This window comes from Aquimonas voraii (assembly GCF_900101825.1).
GTDB classification, from domain to species: domain Bacteria; phylum Pseudomonadota; class Gammaproteobacteria; order Xanthomonadales; family Xanthomonadaceae; genus Aquimonas; species Aquimonas voraii.
On record NZ_FNAG01000019.1, the window covers coordinates 1 to 12,841 of the forward strand.

The 12,841-nt window shown below is 65.6% G+C and carries 9 protein-coding genes; 7 read left to right on the plus strand and 2 right to left on the minus strand.

All coding sequences use genetic code 11. The features are described 5' to 3' along the window. Positions 1–327: 327 nt before the first annotated feature. Entirely contained in the window at positions 328–1,263 is a 936-nt protein-coding gene (locus BLP83_RS17145) for a carbohydrate kinase family protein (RefSeq protein WP_091245790.1), read from the minus strand. A 371-nt stretch (positions 1,264–1,634) separates the two neighbouring features. Between BLP83_RS17145 and BLP83_RS17150 the strand changes: the two genes are divergently transcribed. The 7 genes from BLP83_RS17150 to BLP83_RS17180 all read left to right on the plus strand — a co-directional run bounded on the left by BLP83_RS17150 (position 1,635) and on the right by BLP83_RS17180 (position 11,742). Further along, positions 1,635–2,681, plus strand: a complete 1,047-nt coding sequence (locus tag BLP83_RS17150; protein ID WP_091245792.1) for a rod shape-determining protein — start codon at positions 1,635–1,637, stop codon at positions 2,679–2,681. A gap of 22 nt (positions 2,682–2,703) precedes the next feature. Beyond that, on the plus strand, positions 2,704–3,747 hold the full coding sequence (gene mreC / locus BLP83_RS17155; RefSeq protein WP_091245795.1) for a rod shape-determining protein MreC: 1,044 nt from the start codon (positions 2,704–2,706) through the stop codon (positions 3,745–3,747). Beyond that, positions 3,744–4,232, plus strand: coding sequence for a rod shape-determining protein MreD (mreD, locus tag BLP83_RS17160; protein ID WP_176764271.1), 489 nt, complete (start codon positions 3,744–3,746; stop codon positions 4,230–4,232). The genes mreC and mreD overlap by 4 nt, the downstream gene beginning before the upstream one ends. 2 nt (positions 4,233–4,234) lie before the next feature. Then, positions 4,235–6,088: a penicillin-binding protein 2 gene (gene mrdA, locus BLP83_RS17165; protein WP_091245799.1), complete on the plus strand. Its 1,854-nt coding sequence runs from the start codon at positions 4,235–4,237 to the stop codon at positions 6,086–6,088. Between the two features lie 17 nt (positions 6,089–6,105). Beyond that, positions 6,106–7,194, plus strand: a complete 1,089-nt coding sequence (gene rodA, locus BLP83_RS17170) for a rod shape-determining protein RodA (protein WP_091245882.1) — start codon at positions 6,106–6,108, stop codon at positions 7,192–7,194. Positions 7,195–7,271: 77 nt separating this feature from the next. Further along, positions 7,272–9,446, plus strand: a complete 2,175-nt coding sequence (locus BLP83_RS17175) for a prolyl oligopeptidase family serine peptidase (protein ID WP_091245802.1) — start codon at positions 7,272–7,274, stop codon at positions 9,444–9,446. A gap of 118 nt (positions 9,447–9,564) precedes the next feature. Beyond that, a complete protein-coding gene (locus tag BLP83_RS17180; RefSeq protein ID WP_245680070.1) occupies positions 9,565–11,742 on the plus strand; it encodes a S9 family peptidase in 2,178 nt (725 codons plus the stop codon). A gap of 76 nt (positions 11,743–11,818) precedes the next feature. Here the strand turns inward: BLP83_RS17180 and BLP83_RS17185 are convergent, their stop codons facing one another. Beyond that, the gene (locus BLP83_RS17185) at positions 11,819–12,817 is read right to left on the minus strand and encodes a ribonucleotide-diphosphate reductase subunit beta (RefSeq protein ID WP_091245805.1); all 999 of its coding nucleotides are present in this window, start codon (positions 12,815–12,817) and stop codon (positions 11,819–11,821) included. Between the last annotated feature and the right edge of the window lie 24 nt (positions 12,818–12,841).

Consider the following 12,841-nt stretch of genomic DNA (forward strand, 5'->3'; position numbering starts at 1 on the left):
CGCCGATGGTAGTGTGGCATTTGCCATGTGAGAGTAGGTCATCGCCAGGGCCTTACACCAAAAGGGCCACCCCAATCGGGGTGGCCCTTTTCCTTGTACGCGAATGCAATGACTCGGCTGACTCCAAGCTGCACCACAGCATAGGAACCTCGGCGGCAGCGACAGATTTCGCGGGTTCCCAAGGACGGGGCCGAATCCTCGAAGCGCTATTCCATAGCGGATATCTCTGGCTCTTCGGTTTATTCCCGCAACCGTACTGCAGAGCCTTCAAAGGCCAAAAAGAAGCCCGCACTGGGCGGGCTTCCTGTGCGACTGGTTTCGCCGCGCCTATTTCAAGGCGTAGCCGAACTGCTGGCGGAACTGCTCGGCGAATTCCTCATAGTCGAAGCGCTGGTTCTGCGGGCCGAGATGCTCGATCTTCAGAGCTCCCATGAGTGACGCGATCCGGCCAGCAGTTGCCAAATCCATTCCGTTCATGAGTCCAAATATGAGGCCGGCTCGATAGGCGTCGCCACAGCCGGTCGGGTCCACCACGCGCATCGCATTCGCGGCAGGCACATGCATCACGCCCTGACGCGTGTGCACCTCGGAGCCCTTGGGCCCCCGGGTGATGATGTAGGCCTGCACCCTTTCAGAGATGTCCTTGGCGCTGAGGCCACTCTTCTCCTGAAGCAGGCTCGACTCGTAGTCATTGACCGTGACGTAGGTGGCCTGCTCGATCATCTGGCGCAGTTCCTCACCATTGAAGAGCGGCATCGCCTGGCCGGGATCGAAGATGAACGGGATCCCCAGCTCAGCGAACTCACGTGAGTTCTGCAGCATCGCCTCGTAGCCGTCCGGGCCGACGATGCCGAACTTCACTCCCGGCACATCGCGGACGTGGTTCTCGTAGGAGCGCATCATGGCGCCTGGATGGAAGGCCGTGATCTGATTGTCGTCCAGGTCCGTGGTGATGAAGGCTTGCGCGGTGAACAGGTCGTCGATCACCTTGACATGGTCGAGGCTGATGCCGCAGCCGATGAAGTGCTCCCGATAGGGGGCGAAATCCTGCCCGACGGTTGCCATCGGGATGGGGTGACCGCCAAGCAGCTTAAGGTTGTACGCGATGTTGCCTGCGCACCCGCCGAACTCACGGCGCATACGCGGCACCAGAAAGGACACATTCAGGATATGGACCTTGTCCGGCAGGATGTGATTCTTGAACTGGTCCTGGAACACCATGATGGTGTCGTAGGCGAGCGATCCGCAGATCAGGGCAGGCATGGGGGCTCCGGTACGAGGCCGAGTGTCGGCGCTCAATGAGGGGGAGTGGGTCGGCCACAGCCGACGAACCTGCAAGTTTGAAGCATACCGGCGCCATCCGCACCCCTTGTGCGCCTGCGAGCACTGGGCTGGCGGCGCTGCTCGATCCACGCCCCAAGGCCTGACTGCCGAGAATCCAATCCTGGCCTCGCCAACAGGCCATCGCGAGTGGGGCTGCGCACGCGGTGACCCGTGTGCCGATAGTCCAAGGCCATGCCAGACGAGGGCCCGCCGCTTCCCCTTTGCCATTGCCAATGCCGCAATGCGCTTCCTTGCTGAGCGAAGGGGCGCTTGCTAGGCTTGAGCGCTTTTCTGCCGGAGCGCGCTGCGCCATGTTCAAGAGCCTTCGAGGCCTCTTCTCCAACGATCTCTCCATCGATCTTGGCACCGCCAACACCCTGATCTACGTCAGGAATCAGGGCATCGTGCTGAATGAGCCCTCGGTGGTCGCGATCCGCCAGGACCGCGGGCCAGGCTCTCACAAGTCGGTGGCTGCGGTGGGACATGAGGCCAAGCGCATGCTGGGTCGAACGCCCGGCAATATTTCCACCATCCGCCCGATGAAAGACGGCGTGATCGCTGACTTCAGCACTACGGAAGAGATGCTCAAGCACTTCATCCGCAAGGTGCACCGCTCGCGCTTCCTGCGTCCCAGTCCGCGCGTCCTGATCTGTGTGCCCTGCGGTTCCACCCAGGTCGAGCGCCGAGCCATCAAGGAATCGGCGGAAGAGGCAGGCGCGCGCGAAGTGTTCCTGATCGAGGAGCCCATGGCAGCCGCAATCGGAGCCGGCATCCCGGTGCACGAGGCGCGCGGTGCGATGGTGCTGGACATCGGCGGCGGCACGTCCGAGGTGGCGGTGATTTCGCTGAATGGCATCGTCTACTCGCAGTCCGTGCGCATCGGCGGCGACCGTTTCGACGAGGCGATCATCAGCTACGTTCGCCGCAACCACGGCACGCTGATCGGTGAAACCACGGCCGAGAAGATCAAGATCGAAATCGGCTGCGCCTTCCCGCAGGCGGAAGTGCGTGAGATCGAATTCTCTGGACGCAACCTCGCCGAGGGCGTGCCGCGCAATTTCACGATGAACTCGAATGAGGTGCTGGAGGCTCTGCATGAGCCTCTCGCCGGGATCACTAGCGCCGTACGCGCTGCCTTGGAACAGACCCCGCCGGAGCTCTGCGCCGACGTCGCCGAGCGCGGCATCGTGTTGACCGGTGGCGGCGCCCTGCTGCGCGACCTCGACCGCCTTATCTCCGAGGAGACCGGCTTGCACGTGCACGTGGCGGATGACCCGCTCACCTGCGTCGCCCGCGGCGGCGGTCGTGCGCTCGAACTGATCGACATGCACGGCAACGACTTCTTCGCTCCGGAGTGAAAAGTGGACTTCGGTTCGGCCAGTGCAGTCGCCGCAGTCGCCAGCAGACTCTGCGGCAGCACGCTACGACGAGTGCCCGCGCGTCCATCGCGATGCGCCGGCCCTACGTCGTTCTCAACGTAGAGCGTTCGAGCGCAGAACAGCCGGCTTCCGACGACGCGCGCACGTGAATTACAACCCCCGCCAGGCTCCCGGTCTTTTTGCCGACACCGGCGTGGGGCCTATCCGACTGCTGATTTATCTGCTGGCCGCCGTGGGTCTGATGGTGGCTGATCACCGAACCGCCCTGCTGGAGCAGGCGCGCGCTCACGCCGTTGCCTTGGTGCAGCCGATCTACCTGCTCGCCGGCCTGCCCTCGCGCGCTGTGGGCGCCGCCTCCGATCTGCTTGCATCGCGCGAGCGCCTGCAACAAGAGCGCGATGCATTCCAGCGCCGGCTGCTGGTTGCCGAAGCCCGCCTCAGTCGCCTGCAGGCCGTGCAGATCGAGAATCTGCGCCTTCGCGAATTGTTGAATGGCACGCGCGGGCTCCAGCTCAGCGTGCAAATGGCCTCCGTGCTGGACGTCGATCTCGACCCCTTCCGCCATCGGATCGTGCTTGATGCCGGCGCCCAGCGTGGCGCGCGGGAGGGGCTCGCGCTGATCGACGCAGGGGGCGTGGTCGGTCAAATCCTCGAGGTCTCGTCCTTCACCTCCACCGCGCTGCTGATTTCAGACCCCAACCATAGCGTCCCCGTGCAGGTGGTCCGCACCGGCCTGCGCACGATCGCCTACGGCACCGGCCGCACCGATGAGCTGGTCCTTCCCAATATCCCGCAGAGTGCGGATCTCGTTGTCGGCGATCAGCTCGTCACCTCCGGCATCGGCGGGCGCTTTCCCGCTGGCCTCGCAGTAGGTGAAGTGACCGCGATCAGCGCTGATGACACTCGGCTGTTTCTGGTCGCCAGTGCACGGCCGGCGGCGCGCCTGGATCGCAGCGGCGAGGTGCTGCTGTTGTCGATGAGCGAATCGCTGCCTGATTTCGGTCCGCCGATCGAACTGATGTCGCCGCCGCCGGAGGTGCCTTGATGCGCCTGCGCAACTTCGCCCTGTTCCCAGCCTCGCTCCTCGTCGCCCTGCTGCTGGGTCTGCTTCCCATTCCGGTTGAACTCGCAGGGTTCAAGCCCTTCTGGCTGGCCCTTGTCATCTGTTACTGGTTGCTCGAAGCCCCCGAGCGGGTCGGGCTCGGCGTGGCCTTTGCCATCGGGCTGGTCGCCGATGTGGTGCATGGCAGCCTGTTGGGCGAGCACGCCCTGCGTCTCTGCATGTTGGCCTTCATTGTCCTGCGCTTCCGCCCCCGCCTGCGTTTCTTCACCCTTTGGCAGCAGGCCTTGGCGGTGGGAGCCATGCTGTTGAATGATCGCGTGGTCGTGTTGATGATCCGCGGCTTCAGCGGAGAAGCCATGCCGCCGCTCGACTACTGGCTGTCGCCGCTGGTGGGCCTCGCGCTCTGGCCCTGGCTTTTCCTTGTCCTCGATGGGCTGCGGCTGCGCGCCCGCCAGCGGGGCGATTGAGCATGCGTGGCGTACGTCGCCTGCGGGATGCCGCGGCCGAGGCCCGACTGTTCCGGTCGCGCGCCGCGATTGCCTTCGTGCTGGCGCTGGTGGTTCTGGCGGCGCTGGGTACGCGATTCGCCCATCTACAGGTCGTCAGGCACGAGGAGTACGCCACCGAATCGGAGGCGAACCGCATCCGCTCCCGGCCGATCGTGCCGGCGCGCGGCCTGATCTACGACCGTGCCGGTCGACTGCTGGCTGACAACGTGCCTGCCTACCGGCTTGAACTCGTCCCCGAACAGGTCGAGGATCTCGACGCGACGCTGCGGTCGCTGACCGAACTGCTGCAGCTGACGGAGGAGGATCTGCAGAGCTTCGAGGCTGATCGGCTGTCGAAGCGCCGTTTCCAGGCGGTGCCCTTGAAGCTGCGACTCAGCGAATCGGAGGTGGCGCGCTTCGCAGTGCGCAGGCACGAGTTCCCTGGCGTCGATGTGGTTCCCTATCTCACCCGGCGCTATCCCTACGGCGAACTGCTCGCCCACGTCATCGGCTACGTCGGGCGCATTGATGCCCAGGATCAGGAAATCCTCGACCCCGCGCGCTATCGCGGGGCAACCCATGTCGGAAAGTCGGGCATCGAACGCTTCTACGAGAGCCGCCTGCATGGGCAGGTTGGCATCGAGCGGGTCGAGATCAATGCCGAGGGCCGCACCCTGCGCGTGCTGGAGCGCCAGGCGGCGGAGTCCGGCGAGCATCTCTACCTGAGCCTCGACCTCGAACTGCAGCAGGCGGCGGTGTCAGCCTTCGCGGGACAGTCGGGTGCGGCGGTCGCGATGGATCCGCGGACCGGCGAAGTGCTGGCGATGGTCAGCCTGCCGAGTTATGACCCCAATCCCTTCGTCAACGGCATCGGTCGCGCTGCCTATGCCGATTTGCTCAACGCTCCCTCGCGACCCCTGTTCAACAGGGTGCTGTTGGGTGGCTACGAGCCGGGCTCGACCCTGAAACCCTTCATCGGACTCGCCGGACTTGAGCTCGGCTTGCGTCGCCCGAGCGACACGGTGTTCTCCAGTGGAGCCTTCCGCCTGCCGGGCCAGGAGCGCGAGTACCGCGACTGGCGACGCGGAGGCCACGGCACCATCGATCTGCGCGAGTCGCTGGCGCAGTCGGTCAATACGTACTACTACCAACTCGCCCTCGACCTCGGCATCGAGCGTCTGACCGGCTATGTCGCCCAGTTCGGCTTTGGTGCGCCGACGGGCATCGATCTGATCGGCGAGTCCAGCGGCATTCTGCCCACGCCGGCCTGGAAACGTGCCGCGCGCAACCAGCCCTGGTATCCGGGCGAGACCGTCATCGCCGGCATCGGCCAGGGCTTCTGGGTGACCACACCGCTGCAGCTCGCCTACGCCACGGCCATCCTGGCCGCCGGTGGCGAGCGTCATCCCCCGCACCTCTTGCGCTCCGCACAGGCGGGGTTCGATGCCGAGATCGTGCAGGTCGACGTTCCACCGCTGGGGCCGCCGCTGTCGATCCGCCCCGACCACCTAGAGGCGGTGGTCGAGGGGATGGAGGCGGTGATGCACGGCCCGACAGGAACCGCGCGGGCGATGGGCGAGGGCCTGTCCTACCGGATCGCCAGCAAGACCGGCACGGCCCAGCGCGTCAGCCGCAGCGGCGCCACCGATGTCGATCCCTCGCGGCTGACCGCGAACCAGCGCAACCAGGCCCTGTTCATCGCCTTCGCACCCGCCAGTGAACCGACCATCGCGCTTGCCCTGGTGATCGAAGCCGGTGGCTCGGGTACGCGCGCCGCCGCACCCGTGGCGCGGCAGATCCTCGATGCATGGATCCTGCGCGAGGCGGCACCGTGAACCGCCCTCTGCGTCCCATGGGAGGGATACTGGGCGCGTTCGTGCCGCGGCTCGACCTGCCGCTGCTGGCGGGCCTGCTGGCCTTGTCCGCGGCCGGACTGCTGACCCTGCACAGCGCCACGCATGGCAATCCCCAGCTGTTCATGGCGCAAGCCCTGCGTTTTGCGGTCGGCTTCGGCGCGCTCTGGCTGATCGCGCTGGTGCCACCCCAGCAGCTGCGCCTGTGGACGCCATGGCTGTTCGCGCTCAGCCTGCTGTTGCTGCTGCTCGTACCGGTGCTTGGCACCGGCCGCAGCGGTCGCCACTGGCTTAACCTGGGTGTGTTCTACCTGCAGCCGGCGGAGCTGGTGAAGCTCACCCTGCCGATGGCGGTGGCCGCCTTCCTGCACGGGCAGTCGCTGCCGCCGCGCTGGAGCAGCCTGCTGGTCTGCGCGCCCATCATCGGCGTGCCGGCCGCACTGATCGCCATCCAGCCGGATCTTGGCGGCGCGGTCACGGTCGCGGCCTCGGGCTGCTTCGTGATCTTCTTCGCCGGCCTCGCCTGGTCGCGGATTGCGCTGTTCGCCGGCCTCGGCCTGGTGGCGGCGCCCGTGGGCTGGTTCTTCCTCAAGGACTACCAGCGCGCCCGCCTGACCACCTTTCTTGATCCCGAGAGTGATCCCTTGGGCTCGGGCTGGAACATCATCCAGTCGAAAATCGCGGTCGGTTCGGGCGGCGTGTTCGGCAAGGGCTGGGGCGAGGGCACGCAGTCGCGGCTCGACTTCCTGCCCGAACACACGACCGACTTCATCTTCTCGGTGTTCGCCGAGGAGTTCGGTCTGGTCGGCGTGGCCGGCATGCTGCTGCTGTTCGCCTTCATCATTGGCCGCAGCCTGTGGATCGTGGCGCAGTCCCGCGACACCTTCGCGCGACTGGTCGGCAGCGCGCTGGCGATGACCTTCTTCCTGTTCGTCGTGCTGAACAGCGGCATGATCTCGGGCGTGCTGCCCGTGGTCGGTGTGCCCATGCCGCTGATGAGCTACGGCGGCACCTCGGCCGTTTCCCTGCTGGCCGGCTTCGGAATCATCATGTCGGTCAACGCGCATCGCCGGTTCATGGGGGAATGAGCCGGCCTCGTGACTTCAAGCCCTGCACCGCGCTGGCGCCCCCGCCTAGCCTTGTCGAAACACCACCGGAGACCCGCATGACCTCGCGATCCCGTCCCACTCGCGGCCTGCTTGCCGCGACACTTGCTTCGCTGCTCCTCGCCGGCTGCGGCGGCAGCGCCCCTGAACCCGCTGCCGCGCCGGCAGAACCCGCCAAGACCGAGGAGACCCGCGTGGCTGCAGCCGAAGACCCCTACCTCTGGCTGGAGGACGTTGAGGGCGAAAAGGCGCTCGACTGGGTGCGCGCGCAGAACGCTGCGTCCAAGGATTCGCTGGAGAGCCTCGAAGGCTTCGCCCAGCTGCGTGACGACCTGCGCGCGATCCTCGACTCCAACGACAAGATTCCCTTCGTCCGCGAGATGGGCGGCTACCTGTACAACTTCTGGCAGGACGCCAACAACCCGCGCGGGCTGTGGCGCCGCACTACGTTGGACAGCTACCGCTCGGCCGCGCCGCAGTGGGAAGTGATCCTCGACCTTGATGCGCTGAACAAGGCCGAGGGCGAGAACTGGGTGTGGGCGGGTGCCGACTGCCTGCGTCCGGAGTACACGCGCTGTCTGCTGTCCCTGTCGCGCGGTGGTGCCGATGCCAACGTCACCCGCGAGTTCGATGTCGCGACCAAGTCCTTCGTCGAGGGTGGCTTCTTCCGTCCCGAGGCCAAGGGCGGCATGGGCTGGATCGACCTCGACACGGTCTTCGTCTACACCGATTTCGGCGACGGCTCGATGACCAGCTCGGGCTATCCGCGCATCGCCAAGCGCTGGAAGCGCGGCACCGAGCTCGCCAGCGCCGAGACCGTGTACGAAGGTCAGGCCGATGACATGTACATCGCCGCCAGCCACGACGACACCCCCGGCTACGAGCGCAGCTTCGTCTCGCGCACGCTGGCCTTCTACAACGACGAGCTTTACCTCATCGGCGACGGCGGCACGCTGACCAGGATCGACGCGCCCAACAGCGCCAACAAATCGGTGCACAAGGACTGGCTGCTGCTGGAACTGCGCGAGCCGCTGACCGTGGCCGAGATCACCTTCGCCGCGGGCAGCCTGCTGGCGGCCAAGCTCGATGCCTTCCTCGCTGGCGAGCGCCGCTTCACCGTGCTTTTCGAGCCGAGCGACACGACCTCGCTGGCGGGCTACAGCTTCACCGCCAACCACCTCGTGCTTAACGTGCTGGAGGACGTCAAGAACCGCCTGAGCGTGCTGACGCCCGCGGCCGAAGCGGGCCAGCCCTGGGCCTCGCAGCCGCTGCCCGGAGCGCCGGCTTTCGGCACGGTGTCGGTCAGCGCCTATGACGAGGAGAAGTCGGACCTGGTGTGGATGACCAGCACCGACTACCTCACCCCGACCACGCTCTACCTCGGCGAGCTGCTGGGCGAGAAGGCCAAGCTGAAGGAGATGCCGTCCTTCTTCGACAAGGAAGGCCTTGAGATCACCCAGGGCTTCGCGACCAGCGACGACGGCACCCGCGTTCCCTACTTCATGGTGGCGCGCAAGGGCATGGAGCGTAACGGCAAGAACCCGACCCTGCTGTATGGCTACGGCGGCTTCGAGATTTCGCTGACGCCCGGCTACTCGGGAGCGGTCGGTCGCGCCTGGCTGCAGGACGGCGGCGTCTACGTGGTCGCCAACATCCGCGGCGGCGGCGAGTACGGCCCGCGCTGGCACCAGGCCGCGCTGAAGGCCAACCGCAACAAGGCCTACGAGGACTTCGCGGCGGTCGCCAAGGAACTCATCGCCCAGAACATCACCGCGCCGGCCCACCTCGGCATGCAGGGCGGCAGCAACGGCGGCCTGCTGATGGGCAACATGACCGTGATGTACCCCGAGCTGTTCGGCGCGGTGGTCTGCCAGGTGCCTCTGCTCGACATGAAGCGCTACCACCTGCTGCTGGCGGGCGCCTCCTGGATGGCCGAGTACGGCAACCCCGACACCGCCGACTGGGAGTTCCTGCAGAAGTACTCGCCCTACCAGAACGTCAAGGCCGACGCGAAGTACCCGCCGGTGCTGTTCACCACCTCGACCCGCGATGACCGCGTGCATCCGGGCCACGCCCGCAAGATGTTCGCGCGCATGCAGGAGCAGGGCCACAGCGTCGCCTACTACGAGAACATCGAAGGCGGCCATGGCGGCGCGGCCGACAACGGCCAGCGCGCCTACATGCAGGCGATTGCCTACAGTTTCCTGCGTCAGCACCTGTTCCCCAAAGGCTGATCTCGTTTGTCCCGCAGCCGGCGTAGACTCCGTCGGCTGCGGCGAACGTTCGCCCCAGAACCCACATCCGACCCCGGTCTGCAGGCGCAGGCCGGGGTTCTGCATGGAAGGAGACCCCATGAGCATGCACGCCTCTCATCGCCAGCTGCCGCGGCTCGCCGCGCTGGCAGCTTCAATCCTCGCGGTTGCCGGCTGCTCCCGAGGCCCCGATGCGGGCGGCGGTGCCGCTGACACCGCCACCGCGGACACGCCGAAACCACCCGTCGCCGAGACGCGGCCGCATGAGGTCAAGGCTCCGCACGGCGCGGTGCGCCAGGACGAGTACTACTGGCTGCGCGACGACAGCCGCAAGGACCCGCAGATGCTGGCCTATCTGCAGGCCGAGAACGCCTATGCCGATGCCATGCTGGCGCCACTGGCGGCGCTCAAGGAACAGCTCTACGGCGAGCTGGTCGGACGCATCAAGCAGGACGATTCCAGCGTGCCCTTCCAGGAGAATGGCTACTGGTACTACACCCGCTTCGAGGAAGGCCGCGAGTATCCGATCCATGCGCGTCGCAAGGGCAGCATGGACGCCCCCGAAGAGGTGCTGCTGGACGTCAACAAGTTGGCCGAAGGGCAGGGCTTCTTCCAGATCGCGCGCTACGAGGTCAGCCCCGACAATCGCCTGATGGCCTACTTCGAGGACACCAGCGGTCGCCGCCAGTACACCTTGCGGGTGAAGAACCTCGAAACCGGCGAGCTGCTGCCGGTCGAGATCAAGGGCCTCTCGGCAAGCATCGCGTGGACGGCGGACAGCAGCAGCTTCTACTACGTCGAGAACGACCCCGAGACTCTTCTGACCACGCGCGTGCGCCTGCACACTCTGGGCCTCGCCGAGGGCAAGGACCGCGTGGTCTACGAGGAGCGCGACCCCAGCTTCTACATGGGCGTCGGCAAGACCACTTCGGACAAGTACATCTGCATCAGCGTCAGCAGCACCGTGTCCTCGGAGATGCGCTGCACGCTGGCGGCGGCCCCGGGTGACTTCGAGATCCTCGCCCCGCGCGAGCGCGACTTCGAGTACTCGGCCGACCACCTCGGCGAGCGCTGGGTCATTCGCACCAACTGGGAGGCCAAGAACTTCCGCCTGATGCAGGCCAGCGAGAATGACGTGCGTGCCCGCACCGAGTGGAAGGACCTGATCGCGCACGACGACAAGGTGTTCATCGAGGACTTCGCCCTGTTCGACGGCTTCCTCGCGGTCGAGGAGCGCTCCGAGGGCCTGACCCGACTGCGCCTGCGCAAGAACGACGGCAGCGAGCAGTACGTCGCCGCCGATGAGACCGCTTATGCGATGGGCCTGTCGGTCAACGCCGAGCCTGCGACCGACTGGCTGCGCTACAGCTACACCTCGCTGACCACGCCAGCCACCACCTTCGAGCTCAACGTGGTGACCGGCGAGCGCAAGCTGCTGAAGGAGCAGCCGGTGCTGGGCGGCTTCGACAAGAAGAACTACGTCACCGAGCGCCTCTGGGCCACCGCCCGCGACGGCACCCGCGTGCCGGTGACCGTGCTGCATCGCGCCGACTTCAAGCGCGACGGCAGCGCGGCCCTGCTGCAGTACGGCTACGGTAGCTACGGCAACAGCATCGATCCGGCCTTCAACTCGAACGTGCTGTCCCTGGTCGACCGCGGCATGGTCTACGCGATCGCCCACATCCGCGGCGGACAGGAAATGGGCCGTGCCTGGTACGAGGACGGCAAGCTGCTGAAGAAGCTCAACACCTTCACCGACTTCATCGACGTCACCGATTTTCTGGTGGCGGAGAAATACGTCGCTGCTGATCGTGTGTCCGCCATGGGTGGCAGCGCCGGCGGCCTGCTGATGGGGGCGGTGGCCAACATGGCGCCGGAGAAGTACCGCGCCATCGTCAGCCAGGTGCCCTTTGTCGACGTGGTCACCACGATGCTTGACCCGAGCATTCCGCTGACCACCAACGAATACGACGAGTGGGGCAACCCCGAGGACAAGACCTACTACGACTACATGCTGGCCTACTCGCCCTACGATCAGATCGAAGCCAAGGCCTACCCAGCCACCTTCGTTGGCACCGGCCTCTGGGACAGCCAGGTGCAGTACTGGGAGCCTGCCAAGTACGTGGCCCGCCTGCGCGCGAAGAAGACCGACGAGAACCTGCTGGTCTTCCGCACCAACATGGAGGCCGGGCACGGTGGCAAGTCGGGACGCTTCCAGCGTTTCCGTGAGGCCGCCGAGTACTACGCCTTCCTGCTGGACCAGCTTGGCGTGAAGTAGGTACTCCATCGATGTCGAAAGCGAAAGGCCCGGCACTGCCGGGCCTTTCGCGTTTCAGAAGCGCGCTCTGGATCGCTCAGAACGCGTGATCGAAGGCCACAACGCCGCTCACGCCCACCTGATAGGCCGAGACTCTGCGCTCGAAGAAGTTCGTCAGCTCCTGAACGTCCTGCAGCTCCATGAAGGGCAGCGGATTGCGCACGTGGTAACGCGGTGGGAGCCCGAGCTTGGCGAAATGCTGGTCGGCGCAGTGCTGCAGGTACTGCCGCATGTCACGCATCGAGATGCCGGCCACGCCGCCAGAAAGCACGTCCTCGGCAAACGCGAGCTCGCATTCGATGGCTTCTTCCAGCATGTCGTAGACCTGCTGCCGCATGGCTGAGTCGAACAGCTCGGGCTCTTCGCTGCGAATCGTGCGCACGCACTCGAAGGCGAAGGCCATGTGGCAGCTCTCGTCACGGAACACCCAATTGGTGCCGGAGGCCAGCCCAGGCAATAGACCGCGAGAGCGGAAGTAGTAGACGTAGGCGAAGGCGGCAAAGAAGAACAGCCCCTCGATGCAGGCCGCGAAGCAGATCTGGTTCAGCAGGAACTGCCGGCGCTGCGCTGGCGTCTCGATACGCCGCAGATCCTGCAGGCTGTCGATCCACTTGAAGCAGAACTCGGCCTTCTGTCGGATCGACGGGATGTTCTCCACCGCAGCGAAGGCCTTGATCCGTTCTGACGGGTCAGGCAGATAGTTGTCGAGCAGGGTCAGGTAGAACTGCACGTGCAGCGCTTCTTCATACAGCTGGCGCGACAGGTACATCCGCGCTTCCGGCGCGTTGAGATGCTGGTAGAGGTTCAGCACCAGGTTGTTCGACACGATCGAATCACCAGTGGCGAAGAAGGCCACGAGCCGGTGGATCAGGTGCCGATCCGCTGCCGTCATCTTCGAGTGCAGGTCGCTGATATCGATCTGGAAGTTGATCTCATCCACGGTCCACGAATTCTTGATCGCATCGCGATACATCTCGTAGAACTGCGGGTAGCGCATGGGGCGCAGGGTGAGCTCGAAGCCTGCGTCCAGCAGCATCTGCTGCGCCGAACCTGACGCCAC